The organism is Nocardioides sp., from assembly GCF_030149505.1.
Lineage (GTDB): Bacteria > Actinomycetota > Actinomycetes > Propionibacteriales > Nocardioidaceae > Nocardioides.
Genome location: NZ_JASBRN010000026.1, coordinates 49,582 through 71,317 on the forward strand (window position 1 = coordinate 49,582; position 21,736 = coordinate 71,317).

Consider the following 21,736-nt stretch of genomic DNA (forward strand, 5'->3'; position numbering starts at 1 on the left):
GGTGGTCCTTGCGGAGTACGTCGCGGGGTCGGTGCCCCCACAACGCAGGACCGCCCCGCGTGGTTACGCGGGGCGGTCCGTGGGTGCTGCGTGCTCGAGCCGGGGCGAGCCGGCTCGAGCGGGTGGCGCTGGGTCAGCCGGTGACGATGACGTAGAAGGCCTTGCGGTTGCCGTCGGTGGTCACCGAGCCGTCCGACAGGCGCGGGGAGACCACGAAGGAGTTGGCGTTCTGGGCGTCGGCCGGGGCGCAGTTGGTCGGGATCGGGACGCCGGTGTTGCCCATGAAGTTGCAGCGGCTGACGCTGATCTCGCCCGAGAACTCGGCGTTGGCGTCGGGGCCCGGCGCGCGACCGTTGGTGTTCATGTTGCCGTCCTGGTCGACGGTGTTCTGCAGGACGATGCTGGCCACGATGCCGTTGTCGGAGAGGTCCTCGCCGGCGTTGATGTAGACGTTGCCGTTGGCGCGCAGGGCGTTCGAGGGCTGGCCGTCGGGCGCGGTGTTGGGCAGGGTCGGGTAGGCGGCCACCATCGTGAAGCCACCGGACTGGGCGAGGATCTCGCCGTTGGCGCCGACGAGCAGCCACCGGCCGACGCCGTCCTCACCCGCGGGACCGGCGGGACCCTGGGGGCCCTCGGGGCCGGCGGGCAGCTGGCCGCCGAAGTCCTTGGCGCGCAGCGAGCCGTCACGGATGTCCTTGCCGCGCAGGGAGTCGTCGCGGACGTCCTTCGTGGTCACCGTGCCGTCGACGATGTCGCTCCCGCTGATCTGCATGGCGGCGTACGACGTGCCGCTCATCGCCACCAGCAGGGCGAAGGAGGAGACGACCATCGAGGCCGAGGGACGGGGGAGGGAGCGCTTCATGGTGCACCTTTCCGAGGCGTGGGTCGGCCGGTCGGCCTGACCTGCATTCGGAGTGGTGCGGGTCACGGATGGGAGCGCTGCTTAACTTTCTTGACGGCCTCCCCGACCGGGCACAGGCGCCGTAGGCGGGCCCGTCCGTGTCACCAGCGGCCACGGGTGCCGATCGCTGCCAGGGCGGTCGTCACCGGGACGGCCGCCACCAGGCCGAGGGTCGCGACGACGGAGCGGACGATCTCCTGCGCGACGATCTGGTCGGTGAGCACGCCGCCGAGCGGCTCGCTGTTGGCCACGATGAGGATGAGCAGGGGCAGCGAGGAGCCGGCGTACGCCAGGACGATGGTGTTGACGACCGAGGCGATGTGCGAGCGGCCGACCCGGGCGCCGGCGCGGTAGAGGTCGCGGCCGCGGTAGTCGGGGTTGGCGCGGGCGATCTCGGCGACGGTGGCCGCCTGGGTGACCGTGACGTCGTCGAGCACGCCGAGCGAGCCGATCACGATGCCGGCGAGCAGCAGGCCCTCGAGGTTGACCGAGTAGCTCTGGCCGAGCGCGGTGGAGAGGTCGTCGGTGACCCCGGTGAGGTGCATGGCCGAGACCGCCAGCGCCGACAGGGCGCCGGTGAGCGCGAGGGCGACGAGGGTCCCGACCACGGCCACCGACGTGGACGGTGAGAACCCGTGGGTGAGGTAGAGGACGGTCAGGGCGATGACCGCGGTGCCCACGATGGCGACGACCAGCGGCGGGTCCCCGCCGAGGATGGCGGGCACGACGAAGAGCACCAGCACCAGGAAGGTGACGGCGAGACCGACCAGCGCGCTGAGCCCGCGCCAGCGGCCGAAGGCGACGAGCGCCACGGCGAACGCGATCCCGAGGATCCACAGCTGGGTGCCGCGCTGGTGGTCCACGACCGCCCAGGTCGTGCCGTCGGGGGTGTCGGTGGCGATCAGCAGGACGTCGTCGCCCTCGTCGAGCTCCGGGGCACCCTGGCCGTTGGGCAGCGGGACCCGCTCCTGCTCGCCCGCGCGGTCACCGTCGGTGAAGCGGACGAGCGCGGTGCCGCAGCCGTTGACCTCGCCGGACAGCTCCTCCACGCAGGACTCGGGGGCGATCGCCTCGACGGTGCCCGCGACCTGGGCCAGGCTGCCGGGCCCGTCCGGGGCCGACACCGGATCCGGCCACATCCACGCCATCGCGACGAGGGAGAGCACCGCCAGCGGGGCGATGGCGCCGAGCATCCAGCGGTGCAGGCGGCGCTCCTGGGGCGACAGCGACTCCGCGCGGTGGGAGTGGTGGGCGCCCATGGGCCCCACCCTAGGGCCTGCCACCGCGCCTCCGCGCCCGCCCGCAGTCGCCGCGTCCTCGCCTCGCGATGCTGTACGGGCACGCATCCTCGGCACTAACGTGATCTCTGTGCCGAAGATGAGGATCAGGGATGCCGCCGCCTACCTCGGCGTCAGCGACGACACGCTGCGCCGGTGGATCGACGCCGGCACGCTGTCCGCCTCGGTGGACGAGGCCGGCCGCAAGGTCGTCGACGGGCACGAGCTGGCCCTGGTCGCCCGCACCCACGCCGCTCCTCCACCGCTGCCCGACGGCCTGGCCAGCTCGGCGCGCAACCGGTTCGTCGGGCTCGTGACCGACATCCGCACCGATCCAGTCATGGCGCAGGTGGAGCTGCAGTGCGGCCCGTTCCGGGTCGTCTCGCTGATGTCCAGCGAGTCCGTGCGCGACCTCGGCCTGGAGCTCGGGTCGGTGGCCGTGGCGGTCATCAAGTCCACCAACGTCGTCGTCGAGACCCCGCCGGTGGCGGCGCCGTGATCCCGCGCCGGGCAGCGGGGCGGGCAGCACTCGCACTCTCACTCACCGCGGTCCTCTCCACCGCCGCGTGCGGAGGCGAGGAGGGGGAGCGGGTGCTCACCGTCTACGCCGCCGCCTCGCTCACCTCCACCTTCACCGAGCTCGCCGAGCGGTTCGAGGCCGACAACCCGGGCGTCACCGTCGCGCTGAGCTTCGCTGGCTCCTCCGACCTGGTCGCGCAGGTCATCAGCGGCGCCCCGGCCGACGTCCTCGCCTCCGCCGACCTGGCGACCATGGACCAGCTCACCGCCGAGGACCTCCAGGGCTCGGAGCCCGAGGTCTTCGCGACCAACACGCTGCAGATCGCCGTCCCGCCGGACAACCCGGGGGAGGTCTCCGGCCTGGCCGACCTGGCCGAGGAGGACCTGGCCGTCGTCGTCTGCGCGCCCGAGGTGCCCTGCGGCGCGGCGGCGGTGGCACTCGCCGGGGAGGCCGGCACCACCCTGGCACCCGACAGCGAGGAGCAGTCGGTGGCCGACGTGCTTGGGAAGGTGCGGGCCGGGGAGGCCGACGCGGGCCTGGTCTACGTCACCGACGTGGTCGCCGCTGCCAGCGACGTGCTGGGCATCGACGTGCCGGAGGCCGCGGCCGTGGTCAACGACTACCCCGTGGCCACGGTCGCGGGCAGCGACGAGGCCGAGCTGGCCCAGGCCTTCGTCGACCTGGTGCTGGGCGAGGAGGGCCGGCAGGTCCTGGCCGACGCGGGGTTCGGCACACCGTGACTCCGATGCCCCCCAGCACCCGACTGCGTACGACGTGGGGCGGCAGCGACGTCGGAGTCCCGCGCTGGATCCTCCTCCCCGCCGCCGCGGGGGCGGCGTTCGTGCTGCTCCCGCTGCTCGCGATCGTGCTGCAGGTCGACTGGCGGGCCTTCCCGTCCCTGGTGACCTCCGAGGCGTCCCGGGCCGCCCTGCTGCTGAGTCTGCGCACCTCGGCGGCCAGCACGGTGCTGTGCGTGCTGCTGGGTGTCCCGATGGCCACGGCCCTGGCCCGCACCCGCTTCCCGGGGCAGTCGCTGCTGCGCGCCCTGGTGCTGCTGCCGCTCGTGCTGCCGCCCGTCGTCGGCGGCATCGCCCTGCTCTACACCTTCGGCCGGCGCGGGCTGCTCGGGGAGACCCTGGAGGTCCTGGGCCTGGAGGTGGCCTTCTCGACCGCGGCCGTGGTGATGGCGCAGACCTTCGTGGCGCTGCCGTTCCTGGTGGTCAGCCTCGAGGGCGCGCTGCGCACGGCCGGGCACCGCTACGAGATCGTGGCCGCGTCGCTGGGCGCCCGCCCGACCACCGTCTTCCGCCGGGTCACGCTGCCGCTCGTGCTGCCCGGGCTGGTGTCCGGGGCGGTGCTGGCCTTCGCCCGGGCGCTCGGGGAGTTCGGCGCGACCATCACCTTCGCCGGCAGTCTCCAGGGCACCACCCGGACGCTGCCGCTGGAGATCTACCTGCGCCGCGAGACCGACGCCGACGCGGCCGTGGCGCTCTCGCTCGTGCTGGTCGTGGTGGCCGTCGTGGTGATCGGGACCGCCGGGCAGGGTCGGGTGCGCCGATGACCTTCGAGCTGGAGGCCGAGGTCCCCGAACGCGGGGTCGAGCTGGCGCTGCGCGTCGCGCCCGGGGAGACCGTCGCGCTCCTCGGACCCAACGGCGCGGGCAAGTCCACGGCCCTCGCGGTCGCGGCCGGCCTGCTCCGACCGGCCCGCGGCCGAGTCGCCCTCGACGGTCGCCCGTTGACAGTCACCGGCGGGGGCGGTCAGCAGGCGTCGTGCGTGCCCCCGCACGCGCGCCGGATCGCCCTGCTCGCCCAGGACCCGCTGCTCTTCCCGCACTTGGACGTGCGCGCCAACGTCGAGTTCGCGCCCCGCGCGCAGGGTGCCGGCAGGGCCGCCGCCCGCGAGGCGGCCCAGCGGTGGCTCGCGACGGTCGGCGTCGCCGACCTCGCCGAGCGTCGACCCGGCGAGCTCTCCGGCGGGCAGGCCCAGCGCGTGGCGCTGGCCCGCGCCCTGGCCGCGGACCCGCTGCTGCTGATGCTCGACGAGCCGATGGCCGCCCTCGACGTGGCCGTGACGCCGGCGGTGCGCCAGGTGCTGCGCACGGTGCTGGCCGGGCGCAGCGCCCTGCTGGTCACCCACGACGTGCTGGACGCGCTGCTGCTCGCCGACCGGGTCGTGGTGCTGGAGGACGGCCGGGTCGTGGAGGAGGGCCCCACCTCCGAGGTGCTGTCCCGCCCCCGCAGCGCCTTCGCGGCCCGGATCGCCGGGCTCAACATCCTCACCGGCACCTGGCGCGAGGGGCGGGTGCACTGCGAGGACGGCTCCGTCGTCGCCGGGATGAGCAGCGACCCCGCGCCGACCACCGGCGCCCGGGCGGTCGCGGTCTTCTCCCCCGGCGCCGTCTCGGTCTACCGAGAGACACCCGGCGGCAGTCCTCGCACGGTGCTGCACGCCCGGGTCACCCAGATCGAGCCGCACGGCGACCGCGTCCGGATCCGCACCACGCGGGCCGCCGCGGACGTGACGCCGCAGGCCGCGGCCGAGCTGGACCTCACCCCCGGCGCCGAGGTGCTGCTGAGCATCAAGGCCACCGAGATCACCGTCTACCCGGCCTGACTGCGAGCAGAGCCCGGCAACCGCGGTGGGAGAGCAGACTGGGCCGGTCGTGCTGCTCCGTGAGCCTCCACCGCTCGGCTCAGCTGACGGTGCGCTCTTGGTCAGGCTCCTTGCGTGACGGCGCAAGCTTGAAGCACAAGGCCGCACCGCCCGTCAGCGCCAGACATGCCACCCACAGCGCGGCGGAGTAGCCGTCGGCGAAGGAGCCGAGAGCGCTCTGGGCAAGATCCGCTCCCTGTGCGCCGAGCTGGTCGGCCACTCCCAACGCCTGGGTGAGACCCTCCTCGGCCGTTTCCGCTGCAGACCCAGGCAGCGGCTGCGTCGCGGGGGCGAGCCGGTCGCTGTACACCGCAAGGAGGATGGACGCGGCGACAGCACTCCCGAGGGCTCCGCCCACCTCCCGAGTGACGTCGTTGACGGCTGCCGACAGCGTGCGGCGGTCCTCCGGCAGACCCTCGATGATGAGGCTGGTCCCTGGCGTGATGGCCAGCCCGAAGCCGAAGCCGAACACCACGAGAGAGGCTGCGAAGAACCAGAGCGACAGCGAGGCATCTGCCAGTGTCGCGAACGACGCGTAGCAGCCTGCCATCAGCAGCATGCCCACAGTCGACATGGCTCGAGCCCCCCACCGTGTCAGGAGGTAAGGCCCGAACCGGGACGCCGGGGCGATGCCCACGGCCATCGGCAGCAGCCACAGCGCGGACTGCAGAGGAGTCTGCCCCTCGACGTACTGCAACCACTGCGGAGCGAGGAAGAAGAACCCGAAGGCCGCGAAGAACTGCAGGAACACGAGCAGGCTGCCCGCGGCCACTCCTGGGTGCCTGAAGAGCCGGACGTCGAGCATGGGTCGGTCTAAGCGCAGCTCGACGACCACAAAGGCCCCGAGGAGGGCAGTTCCGGCCACGAGGCCGCCCAACGTGAGCGGGTCGGTCCATCCTTGTTCGGGGCCTTCGATGATGCCGTAGACGAGCAGGAAGAGGCCGGCGGCCGACAGCACCCCGCCCGCGATGTCCTGCCGCAGATCTGGGTTGCGTGACTGCGGGACGATGACGCCGCAGGCAAGGGCCGCGAGCACGGCAGCAGCTCCGTAGACCACCTGGATGCTCGACCACCCAGACCCCTCGAGCAACAGCCCTGCGGCGACGATGCCGACCATCGCGCCGGCGCCGGACACCCCGGCCCACACAGAGATGGCCAGCGAACGCTTGTCCTCGGGATAGGCATCGACCAGCACGGACAGGGTGGCAGGCATGACGGCTGCGGCGCCCACGCCGGCCAGGCCCCGCAGGGCGATGATGACAACGGGGTCCGTGGTGAGGGCCGAGCCCAGGCTGGCCAGGCCGAAGAGGAGAAGTCCCACGACCAGAAACGGTCGACGCCCGAACCGATCTGCAGCGAAACCGATGGGCAGCAGAAGAGCCGCGAAGACCAGAGCGTAGGCGTTGACTATCCAGGTGAGCTGGGTCTGGGTTGCCCCGGTGTCCACCGCCAGGTCCGGCAGAGCGAGGGAGAGCGAGGACGTTGCGCCGATCACCAGAGCCAAGGCGATACACATCACGGAGAGAAGGAGCCCGAGCCGGGGGGCCTGCCCCCGTCCGACATCGTTCTGCTCGGCGACAAGACTCATCGGGATCGATTCCTCACTGGCTCGACTACGGGCGGCGCTCGTGGATTCGATCGCGCTTTCCATAGACGTTAGGCAGACGACGACGAACCGACCGGGTGAGGCGCCCGGCTGGACTCCGGTGGCGCCCCGCCACTGGTGTGATCGGACTTCGCGACGTCTGACCTCGGCGTCTGATCAGTGGCCCCGCACGGGCTGCACGGGGAGCGAAGCAAAGCCACGGATCGGCCCTGACTGCAGCCGCTCCGCGGCACCCAGGTCGACCTCCCAGTCGCGGTGTCGCGTCACCAGGGCGGTGAGTGCTACGCGTGCCTCGAGCCGTGCAAGTGAGGCCCCGAGGCAGAAGTGGACACCGTGTCCCAGTGCCAGCTGCCGCTCGGTGCTGCGATAGATGTCGAACTTGTCAGCCTCGGGGAACACCCGATCGTCTCGATTGGCCGAGCCGTACAGGAGCAGTACGACGTCTCCCGCAGCGATCGCCTGGTCGTGCACGACCGTGGGTCGCGTGATCGTCCGTGACAGCCCTTGCACCGGCGAGTCGAAGCGCAGGAGCTCCTCGACGGCACGCGGCATCAGGTCTGGTGCATCCGCAAGCTCATGGCGCGCACCATGCTCGGCCGAGAGCACGACAAGACTGTTGGTCAGGAGGTTGGTCGTCGTCTCGTGCCCAGCCACAAGCAGGAGCAGGCAGAAGCCCAGCAGCTCGTCCTGGGTCAGGCGCTGGCCGTCGACCTCGGCACCGACCAGGGCGCTCATCAGGTCGTCACACGGTCGCGCCTGCCGTTCGGCGAGGAAGGAGCGGAAATAGTCGTAGAGGGAGGCGGCAGCCTCGAGTGCGCCACCCCCCCGACCGTCGTGGGGTGAGGATTGGACGAGCTGGGTCGACCACCGGCGGAAGCTGTCACGGTCCTCTCGCGGAACACCGAGCAGGTCAGCGATGACGATCGCCGGCAGCGGGCCGGCGAAGGCTGCCACGGCATCCCACGTCGGGTGATCGTCAGCGGCGTCGAGCAGGTCCTGCACGAGGTCGTTGACACTGGGCTCGAGCGAAGCGATGCGGCGCGGGGTGAAGGCTCGGCTGACGATGCGGCGCAACGCCGTGTGCCGAGGCGGGTCCGTCATGATGAGCATGGGCAGGAAGAGGTCGGCCATGTCAGGCGCCCCTGCCGTGGGGAAGACTCCCGACGCCGAGGAGTAGGTCAGCGGGTCCTGGAGCGCGGCCGCGACGTCGTCGTACCTGCTGAGGACCCAGCACCCGGACTTCTCGCACCAATAGAGGGGGAACTCCTCCCGCAGAGCCCGGTAGATCGGGTACGGGTCGGCTATCACGGCCGGGTCGAAGGGGTCGTAGTCGACCGACGTCCTGCCCACGGGACACGTCCTCGTCATCGTTGCTCCCTGGAGCAAGTTGGACACCATATTTGGACTTTGAGTACAACATAGGATGGGTCCCGCCGTCGATCCTCACGCCGGCAGGGGATGCCACCGAACACCGCCCGCAGGGAGCGCCCATGGCCAGGAAGCTGCCGTCGAAGATCGCGAGCCAGCTGTATGCTGCGGCGGAGCTGATCGCGGAGCGCGGACTCGAGGCGACGCGCATGGACGACATCTCCGAGGCCACGGGCATCCCCAAGGCGACCTTGTACTACCACCTGGAGGGCAAGAACGCCGTCCTCGAGTTCTTGCTGGCCGACCTGCTCGATCTCATCGGCGGTGCCGTTGCCGTAGCTGCGTCGGGCGGTGGCACCGCATCGGAGCGGCTCCGCGCCGCGATCTCCGCACAGATCTCGGTCATGCTCGAGCACCCGCACCTGTGTCAGGCCCTCGTGGGCGACCTGGGTCGCGCCACTCGCCTGCCGGACCTGGCTCTCGCACTCGAAGCCGCTTTCCTCAGTCCCATCCAGCACCTCCTCGAGCAAGGCGTGTCCGACGGCTCACTACGTCCGGTCGACGACCCAGCCACGGCAGCATCGAGCATCTTCGGGGCGGTCACCATGACCGGCTTGAGCGTCACGGCCAGCGGCCATCGGGTGCGTGCCGCCTCGGATGCGGCATCGCTGTCGGAGTGGGTCTACCGATTGCTGGCGGAAGGAGTCGTTACCAACCCTGGGGTTGACGCAGGCTCGATCGCGTCGAGGCATCTCGGCTCGACGTCACCAGACCCAGGTACCGCAGCCCCACCTCCGTGATCTTCTGCGCCGTCTGGCCCCTGGACATGGTGGGCAGTGCGAGGTGGCTGACCGTGAGCCGGACCAACGCGTCAGCAATGTCTGCGACCTCGTCGCCGTCGACACCGGAGACGTGAACCGAGAGCCAGTTCGCCAGGGACACCGAAGCGAGCTCGAGGAGCTGGGCGGAGGTCGTGAGGAGAGGCAGGATCCCCGTCGAGGCACCTGCCTCGTCATCTCGGCTCGGGATCAAGACGGATCGCAACAAGGGACTCCTCTCGGCCTCGTCCAGGACGTACGCGACAGACGCCCCCAACGCAGCCGCAGGGTCGGTCCCCTGGAGGGCTAGGACACCGTCGATGCCTGCGATGAAGCGCGACGCCTCCCTCAGTACGACAGCCTCGCCCAACCCAGGCTTGTCACCGAACTCCTTGTAGAGCAGAGCGCGCGAGATGCCGACCTGTTCGGCGACCTCACCCATGCGCACACGATCCCATCCCCGTTCCGCGATGAGGTCGTGAGCTACCTCGAGCACCTCCTCGCGCACACGGGCCCTGTAGCGCTGACGCATTGGCGAGGCGGACACCGAGACAGAATAGCGACAATGTCGGATCGAGGATCTCTGTCACTGCACGCAGCCCATGACAAAGCTTGTGCCAATGCCTACGATCTGGACAATTGAGCCCTACTGTCTACCGGGAAGCGCCAACGTGGTCCTGACAAGCAACATCTCCATGCTCGACTACCCTCACCGCCGCGGCGGGCACTGCGGCTCGGGCGCTATGCGTGACCTCCTCGAGTGGGCCGGCCTCGGCTGGGATGGCCCACCGGACGAAGGCCTGGTCTTCGCGCTCAGCGGCTCCCTGGACCTCTCCTACGTCAGGGACACGACACTGATGCCTCCGGTCTACCTGGTCGGTCGCGGCGGCGATCTCGAGACCGACCTGCCCCGCCGACTCGGAGCTCGGGTCTCGGTGCACGCCACCGACGACGCGCACGACGGATGGGCCTTGGTGCGCGAGGCCATCGATGACGGCCGCCCCGCACTGGTGTGGGCGGACATCGCCGAACTTCCCTACCTGCGGGTTCGCCTCCAGATGAGTCGCCACGACATCGTGGTGATCGGCTACGACGACGAGCGGCGAGTGGCGCACGTGGTGGACAACGACCGCGACGACGTCCAGCTAGTGCCGTACGAGGCTCTTGCGCGGGCGCGCGCATCCCAGGGGTTTCCCGTCCCCACGCGCCACACCTACTTCGACATCACCTGGCCCGACCGTCTCCCCGACCTTGCGTCGGCAGCCGCCGAAGCCTTCTCCCAGTCGGCCGCCGCGATGTCCTCCTCGACCGGCCCCTCGATCGTCAGCGACCGCCCGTCCGCCGTCGGATCCACCGGACTGGCCGCTGTGGATCTCTTCGCCGAGGACATCGCCGGATGGTCGGAGGTCTTCGACGACGACGTCCTCGACCTGGTCCTTCATGGCCTGAGCGCATTCATCGAGAAGGCCGGTACGGGTGGCGGGCTCTTTCGTCGACTACTCTCCGCCGGCGCCGCCGACGTAGCACGCCTCACCGGGGACTTGCGAGCCCACGAGGTCGCTACCGCCGCTCATCGCAGCGCCGAGAGGTGGTCGCTCGTGGCGTCGCTGGCGCGCCAGGAGGGCACGGCACAAAGCCGGCTCGACGCGGCTGCCTCTGCGGCTGCCACTCTGCCTGAGCTGGAGCGAGAGCTCGTCAGCGCTCTCGAGGCCGCCGGCACCTCGACTGAACACCGGTCTGGCTCATGAGCGGCGACGCACCGCACGTGGACGAAGCGCTCGCTCCGGGTCACTTCGTGGACAGCGATCACGCGGACGTACGTGCCTTCACGGAGACGGTCCTCGGAGGGGCGCAGGATCCTCACGAGCGCATCCGCCTGCTGTTCGCTGCGGTCCGGGACCACCTGCGCTACGACCCCTACAGCGTGACCGCAGATCCCGCCGACTACCGAGCCAGTGCGATTCTGGCCGGCGGACCAACCTGGTGCGTACCGAAGGCGGTTCTCCTCACGGCGTGCTTGCGCGCCGCCGGCATCCCCGCGATGTTGGGCTTCTCGGACGTGCGCAACCACCTCAACAGCGCGTCCCTCCTGGAGCTGATGGGGACTGATCTCTTCGTCTTCCACGGCTGGACCGCGACCCACGTCGACGGCGAGTGGCGCAAGGGGTCCCCGGCGTTCAACGCCGAGCTGTGTCGTCGCTTCGGGGTGGCACCCCTGGACTTCGACGGCACCCAGGATGCCCTGCTCCACGCCGCCGACGGCGAGGGACGCCGCCACATGGAGTACGTCCGCGAGCGGGGCACGTACCTCGATCTGCCCTTCGACACCGTGATGACGACACTCGTGGAGACCTACGGCCCTGCCATGATGCGCCCGCACCGCGGCAAAGCCCCCGAGGATCCGGCGTTCCGTCCGTAAAGACGGGGTGGCGCACCGGCACGGTCAATGAGACCGAGCCGGCTCACCGCTGAGCTCTCGCACCATGGAGGCGAGCGCCTCCTCGAGCCGACCGAGGCCGATCTGTACGGCGCTGACCGGATCCCGCTGCCTGAGGTCATCGAGGCGAATGGGTTCACCGACGGCGATCACGACGCGGGTCCGGCGACCGAGGTGAAGTCTGCGGCTGTAGGCCGGCAGGATCGCCTGCGCTCCCCACTGCGCCACGGGCACAAGCGGGACCGAAGCCTCCAGGGCGATCCTGACCGCACCGGACTTCATCGACATGGGCATCCCGTCCGGACGCCGCGTGATGGACCCTTCGGGGTAGACAAGGAGCAAACGGCCCTCTCGGGCTGCTCTCACCGCGTCGCCGTACGCTCCCTGCCCTGCGTCGCGGTCGACCTCCACATGCCCGGCGGCACGGAACCACCACCCGACGATCGGCACTCGGAAGAGCGCATTCTTGGCTAAGAAGCGCGGTACGCGGCCGTGCGCCAACAGCATTTCTGCAACGAGCAGCGGATCGATGTGCGAGACATGGTTGGCCGCCATCACGGCGCCGCCGGATCGGGGGATGCGATCAGCGCGACGCCAGTCCGCCTGACGCAAGGCGACGAGCGCTGGCTTGCAGACGATGAGGGCGAGCCACCAGGCGCCACCGAACTTCTCGCGCCTCGCGAAGCGACTTGACAAGGCAGACCGTGAACCCATGACCCGTACGGTAGACATTCTCGACCTCCGCGTCTGCCCCGCAACAAAGATGTCATGATGTCTATCGCACGCCGCATACCGAAAAGGATCCTTTGCCATGACTGACGCATCACGTGAGGTCGACAAGACGCCACACGACGACCCGCGCGCCATGGCGGACCGATCCCGGCACCCGGGTTCGTCGCTCGACATGTGGCTCCGATCGATGGGGCGACCCGAGCCGAAGCCTGGGGGGCGACTGCCCTCGCACTCCCCTACCTGCGCGGGTTGCGGCAGGGACAATCCCGCCGGTCTCGCACTGGAGGTCGACGCGACGGAGGCCGGGGTGAGCGCCGTTCATAGGTTCGACCACCGCCAAGAGGGCGCTCCGGGCATCACCCACGGTGGCCTGGTGGCGGCAGCATTCGACGACCTCTTCGGGTTCCTGCTGTACCGCGTGGGCGAACTCGCGGTCACCAGGACCCTGACCGTGGACTACCTCCGGCCCGTACTGCTCGGCGTGGACTATCACTTCACGGCGACCGTCCGCGAGCGAGCGGGACGACGACTGCACGTGGAGGCCGCAGCGACCCAGATCGACGGACCTCAGGTGGCTGCGGCACACGCCACTTTCATCATCGTGGACGTCGAGCACTTCGCCCAGGGACGCGCCTCTCTTCCTCAGTGACCTACTCCACGACGAACGGCGCCAGCTCGGCGTCCGGATCCAGATCGATACCGCGATCGGCGAGAGCGTCGTGCAGCAAGAGCAGGACGTGCCGCGACAGTCGCTTGGCCATCGACTCCAAGGTCTCGTCGCGCTGGTCGAGCCCCCAGATGATGGTGGCGTCGACCAGGCCCATCACCCCGACAAGGATTCCCTCGGGAAACGTGCTCGGCGCGGCGTTGGTGTAGCCACGCGCCGCCTCTGCGATCTCGTCCAGCAACCGCGAGCGCCCCATGCGGGCCCGGTGCAGGGTCCGGCTCTGCCCACGTGCCGCCAGGAAGCGGTAGAGGTGAGGATGGCCATCGGCCCAGGTGGCGCAGGCAAGGACAAGGCCTTCCACGACATGCGACGGCGTCCCACGCCGGGTCAGGTGCGGCCTCAGGCAAGAGTTGAGGTCGTGGGCAGCCAGTCGCACGACTTCCGCATCGAGGTCATCCCGACTGGAGAAGTATCGGTACACGTGCGGCCGCGGTATCCCGGCCCGCTCCGCGATCGTCGCTGTACCCGCATGTGGACCCACCTCGTCGACGACCTCGAGTGCGGCCTCAGCCACCGCCAGCCGCCGAAGGGCACGGTTGGCGTCGCCGCTCGAGGAGGACCGCCGCCGGGACGTGGAGTCCACCCATCGTCCCACCTCGACCATGGGCGCAGCCTAGGCCGACGTGCGACAGAGGTCGACCACGATGCGGACGCATGCATGGAACACCTTGTACCCCCAGAAAGGAGGTGGTGATATTGGTACATCCTGTACCCAAGCACTGAGAGCCTTCGTGATGACCCGACGCCCGCCCTGGATGAACGCCGACCTCGACGACCTGCGCGACCTGGCACGCACGTTCTGCGAGAAAGAGATCAAGCCGCACATCGAGACGTTCATCGCTGACAAGCATGTCGATCGGCAGCTGTGGAACCGCGCCGGCGAGGTCGGTCTGCTATGCCTGTCCATCCCCGAGGAGTACGGCGGCGGCGGCGGAACCTTCGCCCATGAGGCCATCCTCATCGAGGAGCAGGCACGAGTGGGCGACAGCTCCTGGGGCGCATCGCTCCACAACGGCATCGTGGCGCACTACCTGCTCGCCTACGGCACGGAGGAGCAGAAGCTGGAGTGGCTGCCCAAGATGGCGTCCGGCGAGGTCGTCGGAGCTATCGCCATGACCGAGCCCGGAACCGGGTCGGACCTGCAGAACATCAAGACCAAGGCGCTGCGCGAGGGCGACGAGTACGTCGTCAGCGGTTCGAAGACCTTCATCACCAACGGTTCGCAGGCCGACCTCGTGCTGACCGTCGTGAAGACCGACCCCGACGACCGCGCAGGCGGCATCTCCCTGATGCTGATCCCTACCGACACTCCGGGCTTTTCGCGAGGGCGGGTCCTGGACAAGATCGGGATGAAGGGACAGGACACCTCCGAGCTGTTCTTCGACAACGTCCGTGTGCCGACCACCCACCTTCTGGGCTTGACGGAGGGCCAGGGTTTCGTCCAGCTCATGCAGCAGCTCCCGCAGGAACGACTCCTGGTCGCGGTGTCGAACGTCGCGGCGATGGAGTTCTGCTTGGCCGAGACGCTGACCTACGTTCGCGACCGCACAGCCTTCGGTCGACCGATCTGGGGGTTCCAGAACACGAAGTTCAAGTTGGCCGAGGTCGCAACCGAGGCCCGGGTGGCCCGCTCCTTCGTGGACGAGTGCATCCAGCTCCATGTCGGAGAGGGGCTCGACATCCCCACCGCCGCGATGGTGAAGCTGTGGTGCTCCGAACGCGCACAGCGAGTGGCCGACACCTGCCTCCAGCTGCACGGAGGCTACGGCTACATGAACGAGTACCCCATCGCGCGCATGTGGGCCGACATGCGGGTCTCCCAGATCTACGCCGGCAGCTCCGAGATCATGAAAGAGATCATCAGCCGGTCGCTGTGAACGCGGCGGGGCTCGACGTTGTGCGCCGGGCCCCGCGCGGCTCCCGAATGTGGGTCCAGAGCACAAGACCTCGGCGCCTCGGGCGTGTCATCGTCGAGGCTCTCGAAGGACGGGAGTCACATGGGTCAGCCGGTCGGCCTCATCGGTCGCGTCTTCCTTGCCGCCGACAGTCCGCGCACGATGCTGCACGTCGCCGCACTTCTGCGCTTCTCCCCTCCTCCGTCTCCCTCGCCCCGCTACCTCGCCGACCTCGCGGACGAGGTCCGCGCCGAGCTCGCCGTGGCCAGCCCGTGGAACCTCAAGCTCGTGCGCCCTCGCCTGGGGCTCGGCATGGCGCAGCAGTGGGAGGTCGACCACTCCATCGACCTGGACTACCACGTACGCCGATCCGCCCTTCCCTCTCCCGGAGACGAGCGTGAACTGGGCACCCTGGTCTCACGTCTCCACGGCCGACAGGTCGATCTCTCCCGCCCGCCCTGGGAGATGCACCTCATCGAGGGTCTCGATGACGGCGGGTTCGCCATGTTCGTCAAGATGCACCACGCGCTGGTCGATGGCTACACAGGCATGCGGTTGCTCCAACGAAGCCTCTCCACCGATCCCAGTGACATGGACTCGCCGATCCTCTTCGCTCCCCACCGCCCCCCACGACGGCCCTCCCCTGCGGTTCCTGGAAGCGGTGCAGCCGAGCCAACGCGGCCTACACCCCTGCAACGGGCTCTGAGCTCCTCAAAGTCCCTGACCTCTGCTGTCGCCCAGACCGTCTCACCCCTGGGTCGACCGCACCTGGTCCGGCCGTACGAAGCACCCCGGACCATCTTCAATGCCCGGATCGGGCGCAGCCGTCGCTTCGCGACCCAGCAGCTGGACCTCGATGCGGTGCGGACGCTCGGCCGGGAGCATGGCGCGACGGTCAACGACGTCTGCCTCAGCCTCGTGGGGGGCGCACTGCGTACCTACCTCAGGGAGCTCGGTGAGCTGCCCACCAGGCCCCTTATCGCGCTGGTGCCGATGAGCACCCGGCCGGAGGGGGATCCGGGAGGGGGCAACGCCTTCGGTGCCGTGCTGGCCTCCCTGGGCACCGACATCGAGGAGCCGCTTGAGCGTTTGGAGGCGGTGACCGCCTCGATGACCGCTGCGAAGTCGCAGGTCGCGGGGATGGGTCAGCTCGCCGCCGTCGGCTACACCTCCCTCCTCGCGGCCCCGATGCTGGCCCAGGTGGGGCTCGCCGCGGTCGGCGCGCCCTTGCCGGGCCCCTTCAGCTTCAATCTCATCGTCAGCAACGTCCCGGGCCCGCGGGAGGACCGCTATTTCCGCGGCAGCCGGCTCGAGGCGATGTATCCCGCCTCGTTGCAGATCGACGCGGCCGCCCTCAACGTCACCCTGCTCTCCTACGCCGGGTCGCTCAACATCGGCTTCTCCGGAGATCGGGACGCCGTCCCGCACCTCCAGCGACTCGCCCTGGGGCTAGCCCAAGCATGGGAGTCGCTCCGGTCTGCCACGTCGTGACGAGTCGACACCGCAACGTCTGCGTCCATCTCCTCTCGACGTAACTCCCGCTCGTGATGGAGCGGATCATGGAAGGAACAACCTCGAGCATGACCACCCAGCACTACGACGTCCTGATCATCGGCTCCGGTTTCGGAGGCTCGGTCAGCGCTATGCGCCTGGCGGAGAAGGGGTACGACGTCGGCGTGCTCGAAGCGGGCAAGCGGTACGAGACCAGCGACTTGCCCGCGTCGTCGTGGGACATCCGTCGCTTCCTCTGGGCCCCCAAGCTCGGCTGCTTCGGCATCCAACGCATCCATCTGCTGCGAGATGTGGTCGTCCTCGCGGGCGCAGGAGTGGGAGGCGGCTCGCTCAACTACGCCAACACCCTGTACCAGCCTCCCTCAACATTCTTCGAGGACCCGCAGTGGAGGGACATCACCGACTGGCGGACCGAGCTCGAGCCGCACTACCAGACGGCCAGGCGAATGCTGGGTGTGGCACAGAATCCCCACGTGACGCCCTCCGACGAGGTTCTGCTCGATGTGGCGCGTGACATGGGGGTGGAACACACGTTCACGCTGACCCCCGTCGGCGTCTTCTTCGGCGAGCCGGGGACCGAGGTGCCGGATCCCTACTTCGGCGGAGCGGGACCGCGTCGCACCGGCTGCACTCAGTGCGGATCCTGCATGACCGGTTGTCGCGTGGGTGCCAAGAACACGCTCGACAAGAACTATCTGTACTTCGCGCAGGAGCGGGGCGCACAGGTCCACCCCCTGACCACCGCAGTGGACGTGCGTCCCCGGCCGGAGGGTGGCTACGTCATCGACGCGGTCCGCACCGGGAAGTCCACGCGTCGGCGCCGCAACTGTCGAAGGTTCACCGCCGATCAGGTGGTCTTCGCTGCCGGCACCTACAACACCCAGAGACTCTTGCACCGACTCAAGGCCACGGGCTCCCTGCCCCACATCTCCTCAAGGCTCGGGACGTTGACCCGCACCAACTCCGAGTCGATCCTCGGTGCCAAGTCCCGCGATCGTTCCAGCGACTACACGCGCGGTGTGGCGATCACCTCCTCGATCCACCCCGACGAGTTCACCCACATCGAGCCGGTGCGCTACGGCAAGGGGAGCAATGCGATGTCCCTGCTGCAGACCGCGCTGACCGACGGCGACGGGCGCGGACCTCGATGGTGGCGCTGGCTCCGGACGATGGCGACCCAACCCGCGCAGCTCACGTGGTTCAGTCCCCGGCGATGGTCGGAACGAACGGTGATCCTGCTGGTCATGCAGACGCTGGACAACTCGATCACGGTGCGTGCCACGAAAAATCTGCTGGGTCGTCCCTCGATCACTTCCGGTCCGGGACACGGCGCACCCAACCCGACCTGGATCCCGGTCGGCAACGAAGCGACCCGTCGCGTCGCGGAGAAGATCGATGGCGTGGCAGGCGGTTCCACCGGCGAGATCGCGAACATTCCCATGACCGCACACTTCATCGGCGGCTGCGCGATCGGTGACTCGCCTCGCACAGGCGTCATCGACGGATACCACCGCCTCTATGGGCACGACGGCATCTTTGTCGTCGACGGCGCGAGCATCTCCGCGAACCTGGGCGTTAACCCCTCCTTGACGATTACGGCGCAGGCTGAGCGAGCGGCGTCGTTCTGGCCGCGCAAGGGCGAGCCGGACCCGCGCCCGCCCCTCGGCGCTGAGTATCAGCGCCTGGACCCCATCCCACCATCGCAACCGTGCGTCGTGTTCCCCGACTCGGAGGAGTCCCCCACCCCCACGGTGGGCGTGACACCGGCCTGAGACCACGCGGGGTCACGGCCGCCGTCCGGCGACCGCGACGCCGCGTGCGGCCGAGGTTCAGCTCCGACTGACACGCTCGACGTAGGCCTGACGAGCAGCGGTGTCGACTCGGTCCAGGAACACGGTGTCCGTGCCCAGCATCGAGCCGAGGCGTGTTGCCACGCTCTCGGGGACGAACTTCATCGCGGCCACCATGGTGCCGGCAAGCTTTGTAACACGCACGAAGGGCTGCGGCCGCTCGATCAACGCAGCCGTGGCCAGGGCGATCTCCTGCGGCTCGGCGTTCCGCATGCCCTTGGCGCCACTGGTGCCCGACACCAGCTCGGTGTTGGTGAACGTCGGACGAACCGTGGAGAGGGTGACGCCGGAGCCGCGGTACTCCTGTCGAGCGGCCTCGGTGAAGCCGATGACGGCGAACTTCGTGCCGCAGTAGGTAGCCAGGCCCGGGACAGGCAGCTCGCCGGCCAGGGAGGCGGTGTTGATGATGTGCCCCTGCCGTCGAGGCAGCATCCGCTGCAAGGCCAGCTTGGTGCCGAAGATGACCCCGAGCACGTTGATCTCCACTTGCCGGCGCGTCACCGAGTCGGCCTCCTCATGCGCGTGCCCGGTCGGCATGACTCCTGCATTGTTGATGAGGACGTCGATGGGTCCCAGCGCCTCCTCCGTGACGTCGAGGAAGGACGCGATCGAATCGGGGTCGGTGACGTCGAGGCGTACGGCGACGTCGATTCCCAGTTCTTCGGCGGCGATCTTGAGCTGCTGCTCGTCGATGTCGCCGATCGCGACTTGGTGTCCGCGGCGCAACAGCTCGGCGGCAGTGTGGTAGCCGATCCCGCGCGCTCCGCCGGTGATGGCGACGACACGGGGCGTCTTCGACAGTGTCATGTGCTCCTCCTTCTCAAAGACCGAGGCGCTGGCGCAGTCCGCGACCGGCGGCAAGGCGCAGCACTCGGCCGGCAATTGCCGTACGCCGGGCGGAGTACGGGTACCAGGTGAGTTCTTTGGTGGTGATCGGGATGCGGGGCTCCGTGATGGCCTGTACGCGGCAGTACTTGCGCAGGCCTTGGGCGCCGCCGAGGCGCGCCCCGAGACCGGAGGCCTTCCACCCGCTGTGCGGGAGCCCGACGGCAAAGAGGTTGCTGAAGACGTCGTTGATGTTGACCGCGCCGACGTCCAGCTGATCAGCGATGCGACGGCCTCGCGCCACGTCCCGGGTCCACACTGACGCCGAGAGACCGTACTCGGAGTCGTTCGCCAACGCGATCGCCTCTGCCTCGTCCGCCACTCGCATGATGGGCAGGGTCGGGCCGAAGGTCTCCTCGGTCATGCATGACATGGTGTGGTCCACGTCGACCAGCAACGTCGGGGCGTAGTAGTTCCCTCGAGACGCGCGCTTTCCCCCGACCAGGACGCGGGCCCCGGACTTCTGGGCATCACGCACGTGCCTCTCGACGGTGTCCACCTGATCGAGCGTGACCATCGCACCGACGTCATCTCGTGCTCCGGCACCTTGCTTGAGCGATTGGAGGACTGCCGCCACCTTTCGCACCAGTTCGTCGTACACAGCCTCGACCGCGTAGACCCGTTCGACGGAGATGCAGACCTGTCCCGAGTTGAAGATGCCACCCCACACGATGCCGTGGGCGGCCCGATCGAGGTCGGCGTCCTCGAGGACGATCGCCGCATCCTTGCCCCCGAGTTCCAAGCTGACAGGCTTGAGGAGTTCGGCGCAGCGTGCGGCCACGCGTCGTCCCGTCGCCGTGGAACCGGTGAACTGCACGAAGTCGACAGCCTCGACGACGGCAGCACCGGTGTCACCGGCTCCCACGACGTGGCGCAGGACCGGGGGCGCGCCGATCTCGTGCCACCCCTCGATGACGCGTGCGCAGGTCAAGGGGGTCATCTCCGAGGACTTCGTGAGCACTGCGCAACCAGCGGCCAACGCCGGCGCCGCGTCCATCAGGAACAGGGTGATGGGGAAGTTCCACGGGATGATGAGGCCGACCAGCGGATAGGGCCGGTAGCTTCGCGTGAGTCGCTTCGGCAGGCTCAGCAGACCACCGGAAGCTACCCGCTCGGGAGCGAGGAACTCCTTGGCGTGGTCTGCGTAGTACGAGATGAACTCACACGAGGCGGTCGTCTCGACCAACGCATCCGGCCGGACCTTGCCCGTCTCGGAGATGAGCAGGTCGGTGAGCTCGTCGGTGTGCTCCAGGATCCATGTCCTCCAACGTCTCAGCCAGGTGGCGCGCGCGGCCGGGCCGATCGCCTGCCACGCCTGCTGCTCCGAGCGAAGGTCCTCGGCGAGGGCGGCAACGCGGTGCTTGTCGTCGATCGGGACCGAGCGGAGCACCGCACCATCGGCCGGACGGCGGATGTCCAAGGTGGGCGGGGACGAGACGGTCATGAGCTTCTCCTGTGCTGGTGGTGAGGACGGACGGGGCGACGGAGCGTCGGGCGCGGTCTGCCCCGGGACTGGCCGCCTGGGCTGGCGACCCTCAGAGCGAAGAGCCAGCGAGGACGTCGCTCGCGAACGAGCCCGGAGGCGGGGTCACGCCGTGCTCGCGGCACCAAGCGCCGGGCTCCCGCTGGGAGCGGCGCGGGATGCCGTTCGAGGGCTCGAGCTGCAGCGGGATCGGCGGCAGCGGAGGCAGCTCCTGGTCGGCCTCGGCGGCCAGATCGTCGGCGTCCTTCTCCTCGGACATGCCGATCGGGCCGACGCGCTGGGCGTTGAGGAACTGACGCACCACCGGCTCCTCCGAGGCCAGCAACATCTCGCGCGGGCCGAACATGGCCAGGTGCTTGTGGTAGAGCAGACCGATGTTGTCGGGCACCGTGCGCGCGGTGTTGATGTCGTGGGTGACGATCAGGAACGTGGCGTCGATCTGGGCGTTGAGGTCGACGATCAGCTGGTTGAGGAAGGCGGTGCGCACCGGGTCCAGACCCGAATCCGGCTCGTCGCACAACACGATCTCGGGGTCCAGCACCAGCGCACGGGCCAGACCGGCGCGCTTGCGCATGCCGCCGGAGATCTCGCCGGGCAGCTTGTCCTCGGCACCGAGCAGGCCGACGAGGTCCATCTTCTCCATCACGATGGAGTGGATGTCGGACTCCGACTTCCTCGTGTGCTCGCGCAGCGGGAAGGCGACGTTGTCGTAGAGGTTCATCGAGCCGAACATCGCGCCGTCCTGGAACAGCACCCCGAACAGTTTGCGGATCTCGTAGAGCTCCTTCTCCGAGCAGGAAGCGATGTCGGTGCCCTCGATGATGACCGAGCCCTGGTCGGGCTTCAGCAGCCCGATGAGGGCCTTGAGCAACACCGACTTGCCGGTGCCGGACGGACCGAGCATCACGCTGATCTCGCCGGCCGGGATCGCGAGCGAGACGTCGCCCCAGATCAGCTGCTTGCCGAAGGACTTGCTCAGGTGGTCGACCTTGATCTCCACGCCCATGTGTTCTCTCCGTTCATGTGGTCTTGTGAGTCAGGTGGCACGTTGGTTCCGCTCTGATGAGTAC

Annotated in this window: 21 protein-coding genes; 11 read left to right on the forward strand and 10 right to left on the reverse strand. The window is 69.1% G+C overall.

Features of this window, described 5'->3' with window-relative positions; translation table 11 throughout:
• Positions 1–133 precede the first annotated feature (133 nt).
• Both Q1V71_RS05290 and Q1V71_RS05295 read right to left on the reverse strand, forming a co-directional pair.
• Positions 134–862, reverse strand: a complete 729-nt coding sequence (locus Q1V71_RS05290; protein ID WP_300641448.1) for a hypothetical protein — start codon at positions 860–862, stop codon at positions 134–136.
• 140 nt (positions 863–1,002) lie between these two features.
• The gene (locus Q1V71_RS05295; protein WP_300641450.1) at positions 1,003–2,160 is read right to left on the reverse strand and encodes a YibE/F family protein; all 1,158 of its coding nucleotides are present in this window, start codon (positions 2,158–2,160) and stop codon (positions 1,003–1,005) included.
• A gap of 109 nt (positions 2,161–2,269) precedes the next feature.
• On the opposite strand from Q1V71_RS05295, the gene Q1V71_RS05300 reads away from it, so the two are divergent.
• The 4 genes from Q1V71_RS05300 to Q1V71_RS05315 all read left to right on the forward strand — a co-directional run bounded on the left by Q1V71_RS05300 (position 2,270) and on the right by Q1V71_RS05315 (position 5,314).
• Complete coding sequence (locus tag Q1V71_RS05300; RefSeq protein ID WP_300641452.1) at positions 2,270–2,677, forward strand: molybdopterin-binding protein; 408 nt, start codon at positions 2,270–2,272, stop codon at positions 2,675–2,677.
• A gap of 92 nt (positions 2,678–2,769) precedes the next feature.
• The gene (gene modA / locus Q1V71_RS05305) at positions 2,770–3,438 is read left to right on the forward strand and encodes a molybdate ABC transporter substrate-binding protein (protein WP_300641454.1); all 669 of its coding nucleotides are present in this window, start codon (positions 2,770–2,772) and stop codon (positions 3,436–3,438) included.
• A 5-nt stretch (positions 3,439–3,443) separates the two neighbouring features.
• On the forward strand, positions 3,444–4,259 hold the full coding sequence (locus Q1V71_RS05310) for an ABC transporter permease (RefSeq protein WP_300641456.1): 816 nt from the start codon (positions 3,444–3,446) through the stop codon (positions 4,257–4,259).
• On the forward strand, positions 4,256–5,314 hold the full coding sequence (locus tag Q1V71_RS05315; protein ID WP_300641458.1) for a sulfate/molybdate ABC transporter ATP-binding protein: 1,059 nt from the start codon (positions 4,256–4,258) through the stop codon (positions 5,312–5,314). The genes Q1V71_RS05310 and Q1V71_RS05315 overlap by 4 nt, the downstream gene beginning before the upstream one ends.
• A gap of 79 nt (positions 5,315–5,393) precedes the next feature.
• On the opposite strand, the gene Q1V71_RS05320 is transcribed toward Q1V71_RS05315, so the two are convergent.
• Together Q1V71_RS05320 and Q1V71_RS05325 are read right to left on the reverse strand one after the other, a co-directional pair.
• Positions 5,394–7,004 (reverse strand): MFS transporter, encoded by a 1,611-nt coding sequence (locus Q1V71_RS05320; RefSeq protein ID WP_300641460.1) that lies wholly within the window; start codon positions 7,002–7,004, stop codon positions 5,394–5,396.
• Between the two features lie 111 nt (positions 7,005–7,115).
• Positions 7,116–8,309, reverse strand: coding sequence for a cytochrome P450 (locus Q1V71_RS05325; RefSeq protein ID WP_300641462.1), 1,194 nt, complete (start codon positions 8,307–8,309; stop codon positions 7,116–7,118).
• A 140-nt stretch (positions 8,310–8,449) separates the two neighbouring features.
• Here Q1V71_RS05325 and Q1V71_RS05330 point away from each other — a divergent pair, with 140 nt between their 5' ends.
• Positions 8,450–9,127, forward strand: coding sequence for a TetR/AcrR family transcriptional regulator (locus Q1V71_RS05330; protein WP_300641464.1), 678 nt, complete (start codon positions 8,450–8,452; stop codon positions 9,125–9,127).
• Here Q1V71_RS05330 and Q1V71_RS05335 read toward each other — a convergent pair.
• Positions 9,036–9,653: a TetR/AcrR family transcriptional regulator gene (locus Q1V71_RS05335; RefSeq protein WP_300641466.1), complete on the reverse strand. Its 618-nt coding sequence runs from the start codon at positions 9,651–9,653 to the stop codon at positions 9,036–9,038. The genes Q1V71_RS05330 and Q1V71_RS05335 overlap by 92 nt on opposite strands.
• A gap of 112 nt (positions 9,654–9,765) precedes the next feature.
• On the opposite strand from Q1V71_RS05335, the gene Q1V71_RS05340 reads away from it, so the two are divergent.
• Together Q1V71_RS05340 and Q1V71_RS05345 are read left to right on the forward strand one after the other, a co-directional pair.
• Positions 9,766–10,893: a BtrH N-terminal domain-containing protein gene (locus Q1V71_RS05340; RefSeq protein WP_300641468.1), complete on the forward strand. Its 1,128-nt coding sequence runs from the start codon at positions 9,766–9,768 to the stop codon at positions 10,891–10,893.
• 47 nt (positions 10,894–10,940) lie between these two features.
• Positions 10,941–11,564: a transglutaminase family protein gene (locus tag Q1V71_RS05345; RefSeq protein ID WP_300641470.1), complete on the forward strand. Its 624-nt coding sequence runs from the start codon at positions 10,941–10,943 to the stop codon at positions 11,562–11,564.
• A 24-nt stretch (positions 11,565–11,588) separates the two neighbouring features.
• Here the strand turns inward: Q1V71_RS05345 and Q1V71_RS05350 are convergent, their stop codons facing one another.
• Positions 11,589–12,296 (reverse strand): 1-acyl-sn-glycerol-3-phosphate acyltransferase, encoded by a 708-nt coding sequence (locus Q1V71_RS05350; protein ID WP_300641472.1) that lies wholly within the window; start codon positions 12,294–12,296, stop codon positions 11,589–11,591.
• A gap of 97 nt (positions 12,297–12,393) precedes the next feature.
• On the opposite strand from Q1V71_RS05350, the gene Q1V71_RS05355 reads away from it, so the two are divergent.
• Positions 12,394–12,963: a PaaI family thioesterase gene (locus tag Q1V71_RS05355; protein WP_300641473.1), complete on the forward strand. Its 570-nt coding sequence runs from the start codon at positions 12,394–12,396 to the stop codon at positions 12,961–12,963.
• Position 12,964: 1 nt separating this feature from the next.
• On the opposite strand, the gene Q1V71_RS05360 is transcribed toward Q1V71_RS05355, so the two are convergent.
• Positions 12,965–13,645: a TetR/AcrR family transcriptional regulator gene (locus Q1V71_RS05360; RefSeq protein ID WP_300641475.1), complete on the reverse strand. Its 681-nt coding sequence runs from the start codon at positions 13,643–13,645 to the stop codon at positions 12,965–12,967.
• Between the two features lie 40 nt (positions 13,646–13,685).
• Between Q1V71_RS05360 and Q1V71_RS05365 the strand changes: the two genes are divergently transcribed.
• The 3 genes from Q1V71_RS05365 (at position 13,686) to Q1V71_RS05375 (ending at position 18,220) form a co-directional block, all read left to right on the forward strand.
• Positions 13,686–14,918 (forward strand): acyl-CoA dehydrogenase family protein, encoded by a 1,233-nt coding sequence (locus Q1V71_RS05365; RefSeq protein ID WP_367280125.1) that lies wholly within the window; start codon positions 13,686–13,688, stop codon positions 14,916–14,918.
• 120 nt (positions 14,919–15,038) lie between these two features.
• Complete coding sequence (locus Q1V71_RS05370; RefSeq protein ID WP_300641477.1) at positions 15,039–16,427, forward strand: wax ester/triacylglycerol synthase family O-acyltransferase; 1,389 nt, start codon at positions 15,039–15,041, stop codon at positions 16,425–16,427.
• A gap of 89 nt (positions 16,428–16,516) precedes the next feature.
• Positions 16,517–18,220 (forward strand): GMC oxidoreductase, encoded by a 1,704-nt coding sequence (locus Q1V71_RS05375; RefSeq protein ID WP_300641479.1) that lies wholly within the window; start codon positions 16,517–16,519, stop codon positions 18,218–18,220.
• A 57-nt stretch (positions 18,221–18,277) separates the two neighbouring features.
• On the opposite strand, the gene Q1V71_RS05380 is transcribed toward Q1V71_RS05375, so the two are convergent.
• The 3 genes from Q1V71_RS05380 to Q1V71_RS05390 all read right to left on the reverse strand — a co-directional run bounded on the left by Q1V71_RS05380 (position 18,278) and on the right by Q1V71_RS05390 (position 21,672).
• Complete coding sequence (locus Q1V71_RS05380) at positions 18,278–19,105, reverse strand: SDR family oxidoreductase (RefSeq protein WP_300641481.1); 828 nt, start codon at positions 19,103–19,105, stop codon at positions 18,278–18,280.
• 13 nt (positions 19,106–19,118) lie between these two features.
• Positions 19,119–20,627, reverse strand: a complete 1,509-nt coding sequence (locus Q1V71_RS05385; protein WP_300641483.1) for an aldehyde dehydrogenase family protein — start codon at positions 20,625–20,627, stop codon at positions 19,119–19,121.
• Between the two features lie 91 nt (positions 20,628–20,718).
• On the reverse strand, positions 20,719–21,672 hold the full coding sequence (locus Q1V71_RS05390) for an ABC transporter ATP-binding protein (RefSeq protein WP_300641485.1): 954 nt from the start codon (positions 21,670–21,672) through the stop codon (positions 20,719–20,721).
• Positions 21,673–21,736: the final 64 nt, after the last annotated feature.